The sequence below is a fragment of the Mesorhizobium sp. M0227 genome (assembly GCF_040321855.1).
Lineage (GTDB): Bacteria > Pseudomonadota > Alphaproteobacteria > Rhizobiales > Rhizobiaceae > Mesorhizobium.
Window position 1 is genome coordinate 476,424 of sequence record NZ_JAMYSJ010000001.1, and the last position, 18,409, is coordinate 494,832.

Consider the following 18,409-nt stretch of genomic DNA (forward strand, 5'->3'; position numbering starts at 1 on the left):
TGACAAAGGCCAGAGGCAGCACGCCTCCGGCCTTTTACGCATTGACCGCGCGTCATTACTCGGCGGGAACAACGTCCGCCGGCAGGCTATCGTCGGCCGTGCCCGCCAGCGCCCTCGCCAGCTTGGCCTCGTCGAGTTCGCCTTCCCAGCGCGCCACCACCAGCGTGGCGACAGCATTGCCGACGAAGTTGGTCAACGCCCGGCACTCCGACATGAAGCGGTCGACGCCGAGGATCAGCGCCATGCCAGCGACCGGCACCGCCGGAACCACCGAAAGCGTCGCCGCAAGGGTGATGAAGCCGGCCCCGGTGATGCCGGCGGCACCCTTGGAGGAAAGCATGGCCACCAGCAGCAGCAGGATCTGGTCACCCATCGACAGGTGGATGTTGGTCGCCTGTGCGATGAACAGCGCCGCCAAAGTCATGTAGATGTTGGTGCCATCAAGGTTGAAGGAATAGCCGGTTGGGATGACCAGGCCGACGACCGAGCGCTTGGCGCCAGCCTTCTCCATCTTTTCCATCAGCGAGGGCAGGGCGGCCTCCGACGAGGAGGTGCCCAGCACCAAAAGCAGCTCTTCCTTGATGTAGCGGATCAGCGACAGGATGGAGAACCCGTTGTAGCGGCAGACCGCGCCAAGCACGACGAACACGAACAGGAACGACGTCACGTAGAAGGTGCCGACCAGCATGGCGAGGTTGATGACCGCGCCGATGCCGTATTTGCCGATGGTGAAGGCCATGGCGCCGAAGGCACCGATGGGGGCGGCCTTCATCAGCACGCTGACCAGCTTGAAGATCGGTGTCGTCAGCGCCTGCAGGAAATTGAGCACGGGCGTGCCCTTGTCGCCGACCAACGCCAGCGCGATGCCGAACAGCACCGAGAAGAACAGCACCTGCAGGATGTCGCCATCGGCGAAGGCGCCGACGATGGTCGACGGGATGATGTTCATCAGGAAGCCGGTGACCGACTGGTCGTGCGCCTTGGCGGCGTAAGTGCTGATGGTCGAGGCGTCGAGCGTCGCCGGGTCGATGTTGAAGCCGGCGCCTGGCTGCACGACATTGGCGACGACAAGGCCGATGATCAGAGCCAGCGTCGAAAAGGTGAGAAAATAGAGCATCGCCTTGCCGGCGACACGTCCGACCTTCTGCAGGTCGCTCATGCCGGCAATGCCCGTCGTCACGGTCAGGAAAATGACCGGGGCGATGATCATCTTGACCAGCTTGATGAAGGCGTCGCCGAGCGGCTTCATGCTCTCGCCGACCGACGGATAGAAATGGCCGAGCAGGATGCCGACGGTGATCGCGACGAGCACCTGCACGTAGAGTTGGGCATAGAAAGGCTTGCGCTGCGCGGCAAGCGCGCCTGATTGGTCTGCGATGTGCATTGAACTCTCCCTGGCCGGATGGGGCGGAGCGCCCTGCGTGACTTCTCCCATCGCGGCGCTCCGGTCGCACGCCGCTGCCAGGGAGTTTTGCAAGCGTTGTGCCAGTTCGCGGAAAGGCCGGAACCACGGGATTTCCGCCTTTGTCTGACGTCATGCGGGCAAAGCCTGTGCGGATTTCCGCACAGGCAGTGTTTGCCTGGGCGGATTTTCGCATTACACTGGCCGAAAGCCGCGAGCAAAAGGGGAGAGGGCAGACGCCGCAAGCAGACACCGATAGCGGATTCCCTGGATTTGCCGGCCGTGAATTGCTGCGCGAGGCGGTGGCGCGGCTGCGCGATGGCCGCTGGGTTGCCGTGGTCGTCGCTCTTGCCTTTCTGGCCGGCGCGATCGCCATTGCCGGGCGCATCGCCTCCGGCCAGGCGGCCGATAATCTGCGCGAGACGGCACTCGCCGCACTGCCGCTGGCGGCGGGAACCCTGACCGGCGAAATCGAAAAGCAGCGCCTGGTTCCACTGGTGTTGGCCAGAGACGATGCGGTGCGCGGCGCTCTGCGCCGGGCCGGAAAAATGAAAGAAAAGGCCCTCAACGACAAGCTCAAGTCGATTGCCGGCGATGCCTCGGCATCCGCCATCTACATCATCGATACGGCAGGCATCGCCATATCAGCCAGCAATGCCGACGAACCGGCGAGCTTTGTCGGCATCGATTACAATTTTCGGCACTATTTCCAGGAAGCGATGAGCAAGGGTGCTGCCAGCCAATATGGCCTCGGCACAATCAGCGGCAGACCGGGGCTGTACCTTGCCAGCCGCGTCGACGATGGCGGCAAGCCGCTTGGCGTTGCGGTGCTGAAGGTCGAACTCGACGGCGTCGAAGCCAATTGGCGTTCCAGCGGTTTCCTTGTGTTCATCACTGATGAACGCGGCGTGGTGCTGGCTACCAGCCAGCCCGACTGGCGGTTCCGTGCGCTGGCACCACTGTCGGCCGAGGACACCGCCGCAGCCCACGAGCAGCTCCAGTTGGCCGATGCAGGCTTCGAGCCGCTGCCGATCCGGCGCGGCGCGGGTGACGGCCTGGCGACGATCGACAACGCGGGAAAACCGCGCCAGTTCGTCGAGGTGGTGCAGGATTTGCCTGGTGCTGTTCCTGGCTGGCGTCTCTGGCTGCTCACTCCCGCCGACGCTGCTCTTTCATCGGCCGCCAACACGGCGCGCCTGACCACGCTGCTTGGGCTTCTGCTGATGGGCTTGCTTGCCTACGTGCTGACCCGGCGCCGGCGAACGCGCAGGCTGAGGCAGGAGGCGCTGGCGCGTATGAATGCCGAGCTGGAGAGCCGAGTCAGCACGCGAACGGCCGAGCTGACCCGCTCCAACACCGCACTTGCCGGTGAAATCGCCGAGCGCGAGAATGCCGAAGCCAAGGTGCGCCGGCTGCGCGACGACCTCGCCCAGGCCAACCGGCTTTCCATCCTCGGCCAAATCGCCGCCGGCGTGGCGCACGAGATCAACCAGCCGGTCGCCGCTATCCGCACCTATGCCGAGAATGCGGGCCGCTTTCTCGAAACCGGCAAAACCGAACCGGCCAGCGGCAATCTGACGTCGATCGTGTCGATGACCGAGCGCATCGGCGCGATCACCGGCACCTTGCGGACTTTCGCCCGTCGACCCGGGGTTGCCGCTTCGCCGCTGCCGGTGCGCGAGGCAATTGATGGCGCGCTGTCGCTGCTGTCGGGCCGCATCCGTGATTCCGGCGTGACCATCGTCAAGCCGCGCGGCAATGCCTCGCCGGTGGTCCTGGCCAGCCGCATCCGGCTGGAGCAGATACTCGTCAACCTTTTGCAGAATGCGCTCGACGCGATGAAGGACCAGTCTGATCCCCGCATCGAGATCCAACTCGCCGAGCACGACGACAGGGTGCTGATTTCGGTGCGCGACAATGGCCCAGGTCTCGGCCCGGAAGCAGCCGGCAATCTGTTCATGCCGTTCCAGACCACCAAGGAGAAGGGGCTTGGTCTCGGGCTGGTGATCTCGCAGGAGATTGCCCAGGAATTGGGCGGCACGCTGCGGCTCGATCCCAGCAATGGCACCGGCGCATCTTTTACCGTCGACTTGAGGCGAATTGAATGATTGAGGGATCAGGGTTGGTGGCGCTCGTCGACGACGATGCGGACCTCCTTCACGCCACAACGCAATTGCTCGAGCTTGCCGGCTTCACTGTGGTCGCGCGCGACGCCGCCGAGGCAGCGCTTGCCGTTGTCGACAGGACCTTTGAAGGCGTGGTGGTCAGCGACATCCGCATGCCGGGCATGAACGGGCTGCAGCTGTTCGATCGCATCAAGGCGATCGACCCGGACATACCCGTGATCCTGGTCACCGGCCATGGCGACGTCGATCTCGCAGTGGCCGCGCTCAAGGATGGTGTCTACGATTTCATCCCGAAACCCTTTGCCGGCGACCGCCTTGTCGAGGCGCTGAAACGGGCATCGGAGAAGCGACGACTGGTGATGGAGAACCGGCGGCTGCGCGAAGCCGCGGCGCTCGCCACTGACGGCCTGCCGCTGATCGGCGAGGCTCCTGCCATCAAGCGGCTGCGCGAGACCTTGCGCCAGATCGCCGACATGGATGTCGACGTGCTGGTCGAGGGAGAAACGGGAACCGGCAAGGAAGTGGTGGCTGACCTGCTGCACAGGTGGGGGCGGCGGCGCTCAAAACCCTTCGTGGCACTGAACTGCGGCGCACTTCCGGAGACGGTCATCGAGAGCGAGTTGTTCGGCCATGAGGCGGGCGCGTTCACCGGCGCGCAGCGGCGGCGGATCGGCAGCATCGAGCATTCCAGCGGCGGTACGCTGTTTCTCGACGAGATCGAATCCATGCCCCCGGCGCTCCAGGTCAAGCTGCTACGGGTGCTCGAAACGCGCAGCCTCACCCCGCTTGGCTCGAACGATATCAGGCGCATCGATCTCAGGGTCGTTGCGGCGACCAAGGTCGATCTCGGCCGGCCGGACCAGCGCGGCGATTTTCGCGAGGATCTGTATTTTCGCCTCAACGTGGTGACGCTGCGCATCCCGCCCTTGCGCGAACGGCGCGGCGACGTCCCGATGCTGTTCGGGCATTTTCTCGGCAAGGCGGCGGAACGGTTCGGCCGGCCCGTCGCGAAGATGAATGCAGCCGTCAGCGATCATCTCCAGTCGCATGACTGGCCGGGCAATGTCCGCGAGCTCGCCCATTTCGCCGATCGCGTCGCGCTCGGTCTCGGTCCGGACGATGAGGTGAGGACGGTCTCCGCGCACGCGCCGGAGCCTGCGGCAGCATTGCCCGAACGGGTCGGCCAATACGAAGCGCAGCTCATCCGTGACGCGCTGCGCGACCATGGCGGCGACGTGCGCGGCGCCATCGACGCCCTCGGCGTACCGCGCAAGACCTTTTACGACAAGCTCAAGCGCTACGGCATTGCCGCATCCGAATTTCGCAATGGCGGCGATAACGATACGCAACCCATCTCGGAAAAGCGATGAATACGACCATTGAAACGACGGCAAATCCCTCGCCGGAAGAACTCGCCTTTCTCGGCGAAAGGTTGACGGCGTTCAACGACGGCGATGTCGGCGCGTCTGAGAGGAAGGCGCTTGCCGTGTTCGTGCGGGGCGAGGATAGCGCGGTCGTCGCCGGCATCTCTGGCTATACCGCCTGGGGATGGCTTTATGTGCGCTGGCTCTGGGTGGATGAGCAACTGCGCGGCCGGCACATGGCCGGCACAATGCTGGACGCGGCCGAACAGGAAGCGGTGGCGCGCGGCTGCAACAATGCCTGGATCGATACCTTCAATCCGAACGCCGCCAAGGTCTATCAGCGCCAGGGCTATCGGCCCTTCGGCTCGCTGGCCGATTTCCCTGTCGGCCGCAGCCGCATCTTCCTGCAGAAGGAACTGGTTGGCGGTTGAGCAATTCCAGGAAAAGTGTGAAGCGGTTTTGCGTCCGGAATTGCGTCAAAGCAAGAGTCTAGCCGGCGAGTTTTCCGCCACGCATCGGCTGCGGCGCGCCGGTGGTGCTCGGGAAACTGATCGGCAGGCCGCGCAACACGCGAACCGCGAGGAAGGCAAAACACTCCGCCTCGACCGCATCGCCGCTCCAACCGAGGCTTTCCGCCAGCACCACCTCGACGCCGGCGCGGCTGGCCAGCATTGCCATCATGGTCGGGTTATGGCGGCCGCCGCCGCTGACCACCAGTTTTTTCGGACGGCTTGGTAAGAGGTCTAGTGCCTTGCCGACGGCTGCTGCGGTGAAGGCGGTGAGCAGTGCCGCGCCATCCTCCGCATCCAGCCCGTCCGCCATGGCGGCGCCGAAGTCGAAACGGTCCAGCGATTTGGGATAGGGCTTGGTGAGATAGGGGTGCTGCAGCAGCTTGGCCAGCCGGGCCTCGTCCACCTTACCTGCACGGCCAAGCGCGCCGTCGCGGTCCATCTCGCCGAGCCCCTTCGACTTGATGAAATCGTTCAGCGGCGCGTTGGCGGGTCCGGTGTCGAAGGCGACGACATTGTCGGCGCCATCCCACCAGGTGATGTTGGCGACGCCGCCGAGATTGAGTACGGCCACCTCGCCATTGGCGCCGGCGCTGCGCATCAGCGCGGTGTGATAGACCGCGGCCAGCGGCGCGCCTTGCCCGCCGGCGCGTATGTCGGCCGAGCGGAAATCGTATGCGACCTTGGTGCCCAATATGGCATGCATCAGCTCACCGTCGCCGAGTTGCCTTGTCTGGCCCAGCCGTCCAACCTGCGGCGCGCGATGCAAAACGGTCTGGCCGTGAAAACCGACGATGCCGATATCGGCCATCGTCATGCCATAGCCTGCGACCAACTCCTTGACGGCCGCCGACTGCGCGCGCGTCAGGGCTTGCTCCGCGGTACGAAAGATCGTCGGCTCCGGCCCGACGAAATTCCACGCCCGCGCCTCCGTCAGCGTTTCTTCCAGCAGGGAGCGGATAGATGGGGGATAGGGCATCAGCCGATATGTGCCGAAATCCTCGATCTGCTCGCCATCGGTCTTGATCAGCGCGACGTCGATGTTGCCGTCCAGCACCGTGCCGGTCATCAGGCCGATAGCCCAGATTGGTTCCATGGTCGTTTCCTCGTTGAGCATGATCTTTTCCGAAAACCGTTTCCCACTTTTCGGGACCATGCTCCAGTCCCCATTGATGAGATCGCCGACAGCTTTACGAAGCCTAACGACTCTACCGTCAAAATGTCGGTCGGATGAAAACGGTTGGCGGGCAAGGTCCAAGCCTTGCCACTTTCGAAGTGGCGGTCTCGTTGCTGAAGGCCGAGCGGCCTTCGTAGCGCCACAGGCGATGCTGGACCGCGCAACGCCGGTTCTGCGGTCGTTTGGGCTCAACACAGCGGCAATGCCACCTCTTGCCTATCATGCGCGAAGGCGCGACCTTGCTCGATCTGGCGAAACGCTTCCGCCGAAATCCGCAAGGAGAGAAAATCATGACATCCGATGTGGCCGTTATTGCAGGCGCGGGCGCTGGTCTGAGCGCCTCGCTTGCGCGCCTTCTCACCCGGGAAGGCTTTCGCGTGGTTCTGGCCGCCCGCAACGTCGAGAAGCTGGGCGCTCTGGTCGATGAGACCGGTGCGCTGGCCGTTGAGACGGATGTCGCCGACGCTGCGTCCGTCGCCAGGCTGTTCGACACCGCCGACAAGGCCGGCCCGCTGGCGCTCGTGGTGTTCAACGCCAGCGCACGCACACGCGGCCCGATCGCCGAGCTCGATGCCGAAGCGGTCAAACAGGCATTGCTGGTCGGCGCCTATGGCGGCTTCCTAGTCGGCCAGCAGGCGGCGCGCCGGCTGCTTGTCCGGGGATCCGGTTCGATCCTGTTCACCGGCGCCACCGCCAGTGTGAAGGGCTTTCCCGGCTCGGCCGGCTTTGCCATGCCGAAATTCGGCCTGCGCGGCCTGGCGCAGTCCATGGCCCGCGAACTCGCCCCGAAGAACATCCACGTCGCCCACTTCATTATCGACGGCCAGATCGAGGCGCCCGGACAGGCAGCCGATCCCGACCGACAGGACCGCCGCCTGTCGCCGGACGCTATCGCCGAGGCCTATCTCACAACCCATCGCCAGCATCGCAGCGCCTGGAGCTCGGAGCTTGAGTTACGGCCTTGGGTCGAGACGTTTTGACAATCCAGATGATCGCCTAAGGGCCAGCTGATCGCCGGCGGGAAGCAACGCGATCCTTCCCTTGTTTCTTATATATTAGGCAATGCTCATATTTTGTGGCGCTAAGCTGCTTGTCCAATACATAAAAAGGCTCAGTGTAATATATACGTTTGTTTAACGTCGGTTGTGCATGTTGCTGGCTTTCCCGGGTTAATTGAGAACGCGCATGCCGGTTACACGTCGTACACTGCTTGCGGCCGGGAGCAGCGGGTTGCTGATCTCGCAAGCCCGCGCAGCCAGCACTCCGGGTCAGCAGGCGGAGAACGCCCCTCAACCTATCGCGAGCGGCGATGCATTGCGCATCGCAATGCCGGCCTTCGCTTCCAATCCGTTCTTCCCGGCCGACGGCTCGGGGGACGATGGCATAGACATGGAACTGGCCCACGGCATCGCCGCGGCGCTTGGCGTCGAGCCGGTGTTCGACCGATCCGCCGCAACGTTCGACGATATCGTCAGACAGGTCAGTTCCGGACAGGCCGACATGGCGATTGGCAAGCTCAGCCGGACGCTTCAGCGCGGCCGGTCGATCATCTATTCCCGCCCCTACGCCATGCTGCGGCAAGGGCTGATCGCCAACCGCCTCAACCTGGCGCGTATCGCGCAAGGCAAACCGGCCGAACAGATCGTCCGTGATTTCTCAGGCGATCTTGGCGTGATCGAGGGCTCTTCATTCGCCACCTATGCGGCCACGACCTTCCCGCATGCGCAAATCCACCGCCTGGCAAGCTGGGACCTGATCATCGATGCGATCCGAAACGGGACGATCGACATGGCCTATCGCGATGATTTCGAGATCAAGAAGCTGATGGTCGACGACCCGTCGATGACGGTCGTCGCGCGCTCGATCACGCTGACCGACAAGGTCGATACGATCGCAGTCGGCGTGCGGCCGGACAATCCGCACCTCGCGGCCTTTGTCGATCTCTATCTCGATCTCGCGCGGGGTCAGCAGATTCTCAACACGGATGAGATCATCGCCCGCTATCGCCTGGGGAGCAAAGCCTGACAATGGCCATCTCCGACGTAGCCGGACCCCTGCCTTTCGACTGGCGCCTCGCGGCAAGGCGCATCCTGCGCTCGCCCGTGACGACGATTGTGATGATTGCTGCAGGGATACTGTGCGGCCTCTACTATCCAGACTTTGCCCATGCGATCAGCCCTGTCGCACAACTCTACCTGAATTTCCTCAAGATGGTCGTCCTGCCCTATTTGGTCTCGTCGGTCATCTTCTCCATCACGGCAATGGTCCAGGATCCCAAATCGGTCCGCTACCTCGGCAAGGTGGGCATGGCCGTGCTGGTCGTGTCGTTCCTGGGCGTGCTGGTGAGCGGCACCCTGTCGCTGATCCTGCAGCCGGGCCAGATCGAGAATCCACAGTCGCGCATCGAGCTTGGCGAGTTCATCAATTCGCAAGGCAGCGTGTCCACCGATCTCGCCTTCCCATTCCAGCCGCCGCCCTCCAATGGCGATCCCAATGGCGGGCACTCGATCCTGCTCGACCTGGTGCCGAACAACGTCTTCAACGCGCTGGCCTCGGGCCAGACCATCCAGGTTTTGCTGTTCTGCCTGCTTTTCGGGCTCGCGATGGGGAAGATTCCCCAGCCCTCGTCCATGAGCCTGACCCAGGCGCTCAACGCGGTCTACCGGGCCTGCACGGTGCTCACCAACTGGTTCATCTGGGGGTTGCCCTTTGCAACCTTCATCCTGATCGCGGACCAGACAGCGTCGACCGGAACCAAGCCGCTCATGCTGATGGGCGGTTACCTGCTGGTGATGGGTCTTTCCTGCCTTACATTCGTTGCCGGGGCATTTGCCATTATCGCGATCCGGTCGCGACGCAGCTACTGGACGACGATCAAGACCTGCCAGCCGCTTCTCATGGTGGCCATCACCACACGCTCCTCGGTCGCCTCGCTCCCATGGGTCATCAACCTGTTGGGCGAGCGCCTGCGGTTCAGCCTGGTGGTCGTCGAACTGCTCGTGCCGTTACAGGCGGCACTGCTGCGGACAGGCCCGGCACTGCTCTATACCTCGGGTGCGCTGTTCATCGCTCAGCTCTACGGCCACCAGCTTGCAGTCCCGGACCTCGTGCTCGTCGGTATTATCTCAGCGCTTCTCGCGCTCACCACCGGCGGCATGGGCAGCCTGCTCATCCTGTCGCAGATGTCCATCGTCTGCGGCTACCTGAAGCTTCCCTTCGAGGCGGCGTTCGTCCTGTTCGTCGCGGTGGATGCAGCCGTCGACACGTTCATGACGCTGGCCAGCGTCTGCACCGTCGCGGCGAGCACGGCAATGATCGCTCCCAGCCACAGGGAGACGACGCAGCCTGAAACCGTCTCGGAACAGCTCGAAGCCGAGCCTGCCAGATGATCGACGACAGCATCCGTCCCCAGCTCGGCATTATCGGCGGTCTTGGGCCGCTTGCTTCGGCTGATTTCTACTTCAAGCTGACCCGGATGACCCAGGCGCTCAGAGACAACGAACATGTGCCTGCCGTGATCCTCAGTGTCCCGCAGCTGCCCGACAGGACCGAAGCGATCCTTGCCGGCCATGACGGGCCGCTGGCGCCTTTGAAAGCCGCGGTCGCGACGCTCAATGCGCTCGGCGTCGCCCGCATCGCGATGCCGTGCAACACCGCCCACCATTGGTACGGCCAACTGGCGGCGAATTCGCGCGCGGAAATCATCCATATCGGAGATGCTGTGGTGACGGAGACGCGTCGCAGCCTGGATCAGGGCCGGGTTGCTGTTCTCGCCACCCAAGGCACGCTGGTCTCCGGCTTCTACCAGGACAGGATGTCGGCAGCGGGATTTGAGCTCTGCCTTCCCGCGAACACCGAGTTTCAGGCCTGCGTCGACAGCGCGATCAGCCTCGTCAAGGCGGGTTCGATCGCGGATGCGGCGGTTGAAACCGAGCGCGCGCTCGACATCGCGCAAGCGGCCGGCGCCGATGCAGCCCTGCTCGGCTGCACCGAACTGTCGGTGGTGGCCGCCAGCCTCAACGATATCAATGGATTGGTCGTCATCGACAGCAATGCGGCCTTGGCGCGAGCCTGTCTGACACGATTGGGCTTCGGTGCCCAGGAAGCCCGCGGCCTGCCGACCGTATCGCGGCTGCCGGAACATGACCGATCGATGCGCGCCAGCTTGGCCGCACTGGTCTAGCCCTATGGATAGAACCTCATAGCATTTCGGAACCCGTCAGCCTTGGCGCGGCACGCCCTTGGCAAGCAGGTAGACGAGGTACGGCCCGCCAAGCAGCGAAGCGAACAGGCCGGCGGGCAGTTCGTAGGGAAAGGCCGCCATGCGCGATAGCCAGTCCGAGACGATCATCAGCAGGGCGCCCAGAAGCATCGCTCCGGCGAGATGGACGCGGGCACGCGAAAACCCCACCAACCTGGCGAGGTGCGGCGCGATCAGGCCGACGAAGCTCAATGGCCCGACGACCATGGCGGCCAGCGCGGTCAGCAGCGCGGCAACGACGATCAGCATCAGCCGTCCGCCGGCAACCGGCACGCCCAGCCCGCGTGCGCTGTCGGACCCGAGCGGCAGGATGTCCAGCCAGCGGGCGGCAAGGAACAGCGGCAACGTCAGCGGCAACAGACAGGCGATTGCCAGCCCTGCATCGAGCGCCGACGCCTGGCCGGTCGAGCCGCTCAGCCAGCGCAACAGAATGTAGGACTGCGCGTTGCCCATGGCGATCGACGCGGTGATCGCGGCGCTGCACAGCGCGCTCATGGCGATACCGGCAAGCAGCAGCCGCTCGGCACCGAACTTTGCTTGTGCGGCAAGGGCCAGCATGGCAATCAAGGCCGCCAGTGAGCCCAGGGCTGAGCCGGCGAGCTGCCAGCCGAGACTGGCCGTGGCGCTGACCATCAGCACGGCTGTCAGGCCGGCACCGGCGCGGGGGCCGACTCCCAGCACTTCGGGGCTTGCCAGCGGGTTGCCGGTGACCCGCTGGATGACGACGCCGGCGGCCGCGAGCATGGCGCCGGCGGCGGCCGCCACGCCGATCCGCGGCGCACGCCACGCGGCGAGATCGGTTAACAGGTCTCCCCCAGCAATAGACCAGCCGTCCGGGCCACGCCCGACGACAAGCGCCACGATGGCAGCGACAAGCGCCAGCGCAAGCAGAAGCAGGATGATGAGCCAGGGCCGGCTGGCCTTGCGCGGTGCGGTACCATTCGAACCGAGATGCGGCCACTCGAAAAGGCGCAGCCGCGGCAACAGCCATAGCAGCAGCGGACCGCCGAGCAGGGCGGTGCCGGCACCGGTCGGAATGCGTTCGCCACCGGAACCGGCGGCCAGCTGTACCAGCCCGTCCGTCAGCCACAGCAGCACGGCGCCGATCAGCGGCGCGGCGATCAGTTTTTGGCGCAGTGTGCGGGCGCCCGAAAGCGTGGCCAGCGCCGGCGCTGCAAGACCGACGAACCCGATGACGCCAACCTCTGCCGCGACCGACGTCGCCATCCACACGGCAAGCGCGATGATGAGAAAGCGGCTTGAGTGACGGGCGACGCCCAGGCCGCGTGCCGAGGCATCGTCGAGACCAAGAATGGTCAGCGGCCGCAGCAGCATCAATGCGGCAACCACACCGGCCGCCAGCCTGATCGTCAGCGCGATGGTCGGCTCCCAGTCCTGCTGGACCAGCGATCCGCCGCCCCAGATGAACAGCGAAAACAGGTACTCGCCATTGGCGAGGATCAGTGCTGCGCTGACGGAACTGGCGGTCAGCGCCACCATCATCCCGGCGAGCACGACGGAGACCGGTTCCAGCCCGCGCCGCCAGGTCAATGCCAGCACCAGCAGCACCGCGGCGATGCCACCGGCGAAGGCGACCAGGCCCTGCGACCGCTCCATCAGCAGCGGTGCGTAAAGCGAGGCGATCGTCATCGCCAGTTGCGCGCCGGCCGAAATACCGAGCGTCGACGGTTCGGCCAGCGGGTTGCGCAGCACATGCTGCAACAGCAGGCCGGACAGGCCGAGCACCGCGCCGGCCAGCACCGCCACGGCGGCGCGCGGCAGCGTGCTGTAGACCAGGATGACGCTGTCGAGATCAATGCCGTCGCCCGGCGGTGCGGCCGGCCATTGCATGCCGACGCGCCATGCGAAGAGGAGCGCAGCCAGCGCCGCCAGGAGGCCCCACAGGGCGATTGGCGACAGCGCGGCACTCGTCGCGGTGCGATCGCTTATGGTGCGCTCAGCCATGGCTCTGCCCGGCAAGGGCGGCCGTCGCCAGACGCGCGAAGCGGCGTGCCGATGGCAGGCAACCGAAATGGTTGACCGGATCCAGCACAGCAACACGCCCCTGGCGGACAGCGGGTAGCGCGTTCCACAAGGCATTTGTAGGAAGCGAACGCCCGACATCTGCCGGCAGTGGCGAAACGATCAGGATCGACGCCTCGGGCACGCGCGCTAGCGCCTCCAGTCCGACGGGTGCCGCCGCGCTGTAGCTCGTCCCGTCGGTCCATGCATTGACCAGGCCGAGACGCGTCAGCACATCGCCGAATATGGAATCGCGGCCAAAGGCTCGAAAATGCCTGCTATCGCCGAGACTGATGACGAAGACCCGCGCGGGGGAGGGGGGCAAGGTGGCGCCAAGCTGCGTGATCTCGACCGCCGTCTCATCGACGTAGCGCTTCGCCTCGGTCTGCCGTCCCAGCTTTTCGCCCAGGGCCAGTGTCGCCGCCTCGGCGAGCGCATAAGGTGGCACGCCGGCCTCGTAGACCGTTTGCGCAAACACCGGCGCGATGCGTTCGAGCATCGGGCGCTGGTATTCGTAGAAATTGGAGATCACGATGAGATCAGGCGCGACGATGCGTAGCAGCTCGTAATTGGGCGCGCCGCGCAGCCCGAGATCGGTTGCCGATTGAGGAACCGCCGGCTCGACCGCGATCTTGCGGAACTGGATCAGTTCGGTCGCCGCCACCGGCTCGATGCCGAGCGCCAGCAACGTCTCCAGCATGCCCCAGTCGATCGCGGCAACGCGCATCGCCGCCGCCCTGGCGGCGACCGGTGGCAGCAATGCCGCGGCCGCCAGGGCAAGCACCTGCCGTCTGTTGGGCAGATGGATCATCACTGGCGGATTCGGCACATGGCTACCAAGTCGTATGCGCCTTCAGCTTGAATGAGCGGCCTTCGCCATAAGAACAGGCTTCGACAGTGGTGGTCTGACAACTCGAGACATAGGTTTTATCGAACAGATTGGTGATGTTCAGATCGACACCCCAGGTCTCCTTGTCGTAGCCAAGCTTCAAGTCGGCCAGCGTGACAGCTGGAACCTTGTTGTTGTTTGCGTTGTCTGCCCATGAGGAGCCGACGTAGCGCAGGCCGCCGCCGATCGAGATGCCGTCGTACCAGCCGCCACGAAAAGTATAGTCGACTGAGGCGGAGGCCATCACCTCTGGCACGATGAACGGCGTCTTGCCAATGAGCGCCGGGTTGGCGTCCTTGGTGATGTCGATGTCATAGGCGGTGAAAGCGCCGGTGAGCCGGAAATCCTCGGTGACGTTGACCTTGCCTTCCAGTTCTATACCGCGTGAGCGCACTTCGCCGGTTTGCAACTGCGTGAAGAAAGTAACGTTCGACGGTACATTCTGACGGGTCAGGTCAAAAAGCGACAGGGTGAACAGGCCATCGACAAAGGTCGGAACATATTTGACGCCGACTTCGTACTGCACGCCCTCTTCCGGCTTGAACAGATTACCGTTGGCATCGGTGCCGATGAGCGGGTTGAAGAAGGTGGCAATGCTGGCATAGGGGGTTACGCCGTTGGCAAACTCATAGGCGAGGCCCGCGCGACCGGAGAAGTCGCCGACAGTCTGGTTCTGCGTGCTGGAACTCGCCGAGTAATATGTCGACCGATTGTCGGCGTCGAGCCAGCCACGGTCGTAACGGCCGTTCAGCGTCACCAGCCAGCCGTCGCCGAAGCGCAACTGGTCCTGCGCGTAGAAGCCGAGCTGCTTCTGGGTCAAGTCCTGATTGAGGTAGCTGACTCGTGGCGTCAGTGGCGCGCCGTAGATTGGGTCGAAAGCATCAATGGGAGGGGTTGTGCCGAAGAGCGCCGACGATTGCACCTGGTCGATGTTGTAATATTTGTGGTCGATGCCGGCCAGCAGCGTGTGTTCGACAGCGCCTGTCTCCACCTTGCCCTCGATCTGCAGGTCCGACAGGAATGTCGTGGCGTCGGTATCGTGACCGAAATTGATGCGATTGAGCTGCGTCGCGCTCGCCCACCCGTTGGCGTAGACGTTGACTTCATTAATCGAGGCCGCACTGAGGCGCATGTTGGAACGCACCGTCCATTGGTTGTCGAAAGTGTGCTCGAACTCGTAGCCGATAGAACCTTGCTCGCGCTTGTAGAGATCGACACTCGGCTCGGTAAAATTGGCGTCTGGGTCGATTCGACCGTAATTCACGCCGCCGATAATCCGATCCGTTACAGTGCCGATGTAAGGCAGGAAGCTGCCGCCATTGTGGTTCTCGTCGATGTGGCTGTAGTTGGCCAGTACCGTCAGCTTGGTCTGCTCGTCGGGCTGCCAGGTGATGCTGGGCGAAATGAAGCCGCGCCAGCCATTCTGCAAATCGCTGTAGGTGTCGCCGCCGGCGACTTTGCCCGTTACCCGGTAGCTGACAACACCATTGCCGTCGACGTCGCCGATGTCGAAGCCCAGATAGACATTGCCGGCATCGTTGACGCCGGTCTCGATATAGCGCTGCCTGCCATCCGGTCGCTTGCTGACATAGTTGACGAGGCCGCCGGGATTGCTGCCGCCATAGAGTACGGAGGCCGGCCCTTTCAGCACTTCGACTCGCTCGAGGCCGAAGCTGTCGACGTAGAAGCCGCCAAAGGCGTAGCTGAACAGTTGCAGCCCATCCATGTAGGTGCCATCAGCCGTGGCTTGGAAACCGCGGGTGAACAGCCAGTTGGTGTCGCTGTCCGGGCCGAAGGGCTGTGCGAACACCCCGGCCGTGTAGCGCAAGGCCTCGTCGACTTTCTGTGCGCCCTGGTCGTCGATCTCTTGACGTCCGACCACCGACACGGATTGTGGGATATCCTTGATGTCGGTCGCCGTCTTGGAGCCGGTCTTGCTTTTTTTGGCGACGACGCCTTTAACCGGTCCGGTCGCGCCATCGCCGGCCTCGCCCTCGACCACCACCGGTTCAAGCTGGGTGCTGGTTTGCACCGACTGCGCCAACGCGGCCATTGGCGGGATCATCGCGGCTGCGGCGACGCTGGCCGCCAGAAGCGCCTTCATCGGTAAGTTCTGCTCATCAGGAAGTCCCCGCCTGTCGATATTGAGATAGTTGATCATTTATCTCAAGTTATCTGCTGGTCATTGGACGGAATTGGGCGGTTTGTCCATTCTTGTCCAAACGAGGGACATCGCGGTGTGATGTTGCGGAAATGTCACTGGCGACTGGTGCTCCTCATCCAGGCGCCGGGTGTCACGCCGACAATCGACTTGAACACACGCGTCAGATGCGCCTGGTCGAAAAAACCCGTTGCCTCGGCGATGTCGCCAAGTGAAGCGGTGCCACGCGCCATCATGGCCTTGGCCCTGTCGACCCGCGCCTGCATCTGCCAACGATGCGGCGGCACGCCCGTCGCCGCCTTGAAGGCGTGACTCATCGCGGTTTCGGACAGGCCGGTCAGCGCGGCGAGGTCGGCAAGCCGGATCCTTTCCAGGCAATGCGCGTCGATGTAGTCGGTGACGAGGCGCAGCTTGCGGCGCGACAGCGGCGACCGCCGCCTAAGGGTATCAGGCCGGTCGATCTGGAACAGGCTTGCGAACAAGGCATTGAGCAGACCCTCGCCATAGAGATCATGCAGGGGCCGGTCGCTGCCGCATTCGGCGGCGATCAGGCCGGCAAGCATGGCGATCCGGTCGTCGCGAAACTGGAAGCGCGACATCCGCAAGGCCTCGTGGTCAAGGCTGCGGCCGAAGCGGCGCGTCAGCACTGCGGCGTCGAAATGCAGGTCGAGATGCCGGATCCGCCGCAGCCCCTCGACCCGGCCGCGGATCGGCACGCCGGCCGGTATGTAGGCCATGGAAAAAGCCTGGTCGTGGCGGCGCAATTCGCCCTTGGCGTCTTCGACGAAGAAAGCGCCATCGCCATCCACATCGAGCGCGACGAACAGCCGGGGGTCGGGAGAGACGTAATAGCCTTCGGCCTTGTCACCGCATGAGACATCCCAGAGGTCGGCGACCACGCCGTCCCAGACATGCCATTTCAGGTCGCCAATGACTGAAAAGCCCTCAATCCGGCTTTCCATGCGCGCAACGAAGGTCAAGTCCTGTGATCCCAGTCATAATACATGATAAAAAACATCATGTTTATGCCCGGTTAGCGACCCCACCGCAAGTGCTTTGCGGCTGCTTGAAAATCGGCCGGAACCCAATGCCGCTGGGGCCGTCGGGCCTCAAACACTTTCGAGGTATGTCTCGATTTCGAAATCGCTGACATTGAGCGCGAACGTGTTCAATTCCTGGCGTTTGCAGGCAACGAAGGAGTCGCGCAGGATGGCTGGAAAAATCTCCGCCACATGCGTCCCGCTCTCGAAGGCGGCGATCGCCGACGCCCAGTCCGGCGGCAGCTTTGCCGGCGGAAGTCCCTGGCCGTCGGTGCCGATCGGATCGCCTGGCGATATTTGTCTTTCAATGCCCGTCAGTGCGGCGCCCAATATGGCCGCTAGCACCAGATAGGGATTGGCGTCGGCTCCCGAAACGCGATGCTCGATGCGGCGCGCACCGGTTGGCCCGCCGGGAATGCGGATCGCGACCATACGGTTCTCATAACCCCAGGCGACTGCGGTCGGCGCATAGGATCTCGGGCGCAGCCTGCGGTAGGAGTTGAAGTGCGGCGCGAACACCAGCGTGCTTTCGGCCATTGCCGCAAGCAGGCCGCCGACCGCATGGCGCATGGTCTCAGAACCCTGGTCGGTGCCGTCATCGAAGACGTTGCGCCCTTCGCCGTCGATCAGGCTGAAATGAACGTGAAAGCCGTTGCCGGCCCGGTCGCCATAGGGCTTGGCCATGAAACAGGCGGCAAAGCCGTGCTTGCGGGCAATGCCCTTCACGGTGCGCTTGAACAGCACCGCATCGTCAGCCGCCCGCAAGGCGTCCGCGACATGGTTCAGATTGATCTCGAACTGACCGACGCCGTTCTCGGCGATGGCGGTGTCGACGGGAATGCCTTGCGTCCGGCAGGCCTCGTAGACGTCATGGATGAAGGATTCGAAGTCGTCGATCTCGTCGATCGACAGCGCCGCGTCGGAATCGAGGCGGCGTCCGGTTACCGGCGAGACCGGTCCGACCGGCCGCTGCGACTGCGGATCGACGAGGTAGAATTCGAGTTCCGTTGCCGCGACCGGAGTCAGGCCCAAGGCCTTGTAGCGATCGAGGATGCGGGCCAGCGCCCGTCGCGGGTCGCCGAGATAAGGCGCGCCGCTTTCGTCGGCGAGCCAGAGGGGGACAAGCGCCGTCGGATGCGCCGTCCAGGCCACCGGCAGAATGCCGCGCCCCGTCCACTGGCACAGTCCGTCGGCATCGCCGGTCGAGAATACCAGTGTGTTGCCTTCGATGTCCTCGCCCCAGACATCGAGCCCGATCAGCGAAAAAGGCATGCGCAGCTTGCCTTCCAGCGCCTTTCTTGCCTGCTCGACGGGAATGCGCTTGCCGCGCATGATGCCGTTGAGGTCGCACACCGCGGCTCTCAGGCTCTGGATGTCGGTCCTGCTATCAAGCCAGTTCAAAACGTCCGCAATTGCATCGCTCAATTTATGACCTCTGGTTTTCGAAGGTGCCGCAAC

At 63.9% G+C, this 18,409-nt stretch carries 14 protein-coding genes; 7 read left to right on the forward strand and 7 right to left on the reverse strand.

Annotated elements, in window-relative coordinates; genetic code table 11:
- Positions 1 to 55 precede the first annotated feature (55 nt).
- A complete protein-coding gene (locus tag NKJ00_RS02125) occupies positions 56 to 1,384 on the reverse strand; it encodes a dicarboxylate/amino acid:cation symporter (RefSeq protein ID WP_023808783.1) in 1,329 nt (442 codons plus the stop codon).
- Positions 1,385 to 1,551: 167 nt separating this feature from the next.
- Between NKJ00_RS02125 and NKJ00_RS02130 the strand changes: the two genes are divergently transcribed.
- Genes NKJ00_RS02130 through NKJ00_RS02140 form a run of 3 tightly spaced genes read left to right on the forward strand, consistent with a single transcriptional unit; the run spans position 1,552 to position 5,323 of the window.
- On the forward strand, positions 1,552 to 3,510 hold the full coding sequence (locus NKJ00_RS02130; RefSeq protein WP_352628752.1) for a sensor histidine kinase: 1,959 nt from the start codon (positions 1,552 to 1,554) through the stop codon (positions 3,508 to 3,510).
- On the forward strand, positions 3,507 to 4,898 hold the full coding sequence (locus NKJ00_RS02135; RefSeq protein ID WP_352628523.1) for a sigma-54-dependent transcriptional regulator: 1,392 nt from the start codon (positions 3,507 to 3,509) through the stop codon (positions 4,896 to 4,898). The genes NKJ00_RS02130 and NKJ00_RS02135 overlap by 4 nt, the downstream gene beginning before the upstream one ends.
- Positions 4,895 to 5,323, forward strand: a complete 429-nt coding sequence (locus NKJ00_RS02140) for a GNAT family N-acetyltransferase (protein ID WP_352628525.1) — start codon at positions 4,895 to 4,897, stop codon at positions 5,321 to 5,323. Before NKJ00_RS02135 ends, NKJ00_RS02140 begins: the two co-directional genes overlap by 4 nt.
- Positions 5,324 to 5,381: 58 nt before the next feature.
- Here NKJ00_RS02140 and NKJ00_RS02145 read toward each other — a convergent pair whose 3' ends face one another.
- A complete protein-coding gene (locus NKJ00_RS02145; RefSeq protein WP_352628754.1) occupies positions 5,382 to 6,497 on the reverse strand; it encodes an anhydro-N-acetylmuramic acid kinase in 1,116 nt (371 codons plus the stop codon).
- 371 nt (positions 6,498 to 6,868) lie between these two features.
- Here NKJ00_RS02145 and NKJ00_RS02150 point away from each other — a divergent pair, with 371 nt between their 5' ends.
- The 4 genes from NKJ00_RS02150 to cuyB all read left to right on the forward strand — a co-directional run bounded on the left by NKJ00_RS02150 (position 6,869) and on the right by cuyB (position 10,761).
- Positions 6,869 to 7,558, forward strand: a complete 690-nt coding sequence (locus NKJ00_RS02150; RefSeq protein WP_352440057.1) for an SDR family NAD(P)-dependent oxidoreductase — start codon at positions 6,869 to 6,871, stop codon at positions 7,556 to 7,558.
- A gap of 205 nt (positions 7,559 to 7,763) precedes the next feature.
- A complete protein-coding gene (locus tag NKJ00_RS02155; protein WP_352628527.1) occupies positions 7,764 to 8,603 on the forward strand; it encodes a substrate-binding periplasmic protein in 840 nt (279 codons plus the stop codon).
- 2 nt (positions 8,604 to 8,605) lie between these two features.
- Positions 8,606 to 9,967, forward strand: a complete 1,362-nt coding sequence (locus tag NKJ00_RS02160; RefSeq protein WP_352628529.1) for a dicarboxylate/amino acid:cation symporter — start codon at positions 8,606 to 8,608, stop codon at positions 9,965 to 9,967.
- Positions 9,964 to 10,761, forward strand: coding sequence for a cysteate racemase (cuyB, locus tag NKJ00_RS02165; protein WP_023808776.1), 798 nt, complete (start codon positions 9,964 to 9,966; stop codon positions 10,759 to 10,761). The genes NKJ00_RS02160 and cuyB overlap by 4 nt, the downstream gene beginning before the upstream one ends.
- A gap of 36 nt (positions 10,762 to 10,797) precedes the next feature.
- Here the strand turns inward: cuyB and fhuB are convergent, their stop codons facing one another.
- The 5 genes from fhuB to NKJ00_RS02190 all read right to left on the reverse strand — a co-directional run bounded on the left by fhuB (position 10,798) and on the right by NKJ00_RS02190 (position 18,376).
- A complete protein-coding gene (fhuB, locus tag NKJ00_RS02170; RefSeq protein WP_352628532.1) occupies positions 10,798 to 12,804 on the reverse strand; it encodes a Fe(3+)-hydroxamate ABC transporter permease FhuB in 2,007 nt (668 codons plus the stop codon).
- Positions 12,797 to 13,672 (reverse strand): ABC transporter substrate-binding protein, encoded by an 876-nt coding sequence (locus NKJ00_RS02175; RefSeq protein WP_352609460.1) that lies wholly within the window; start codon positions 13,670 to 13,672, stop codon positions 12,797 to 12,799. Before NKJ00_RS02175 ends, fhuB begins: the two co-directional genes overlap by 8 nt.
- A 22-nt stretch (positions 13,673 to 13,694) precedes the next feature.
- Positions 13,695 to 15,854 (reverse strand): TonB-dependent siderophore receptor, encoded by a 2,160-nt coding sequence (locus NKJ00_RS02180; RefSeq protein ID WP_502906401.1) that lies wholly within the window; start codon positions 15,852 to 15,854, stop codon positions 13,695 to 13,697.
- Positions 15,855 to 16,006: 152 nt separating this feature from the next.
- The gene (locus NKJ00_RS02185; RefSeq protein WP_023808772.1) at positions 16,007 to 16,891 is read right to left on the reverse strand and encodes a helix-turn-helix domain-containing protein; all 885 of its coding nucleotides are present in this window, start codon (positions 16,889 to 16,891) and stop codon (positions 16,007 to 16,009) included.
- Between the two features lie 129 nt (positions 16,892 to 17,020).
- A complete protein-coding gene (locus NKJ00_RS02190; protein ID WP_127268594.1) occupies positions 17,021 to 18,376 on the reverse strand; it encodes a glutamine synthetase family protein in 1,356 nt (451 codons plus the stop codon).
- Positions 18,377 to 18,409: the final 33 nt, after the last annotated feature.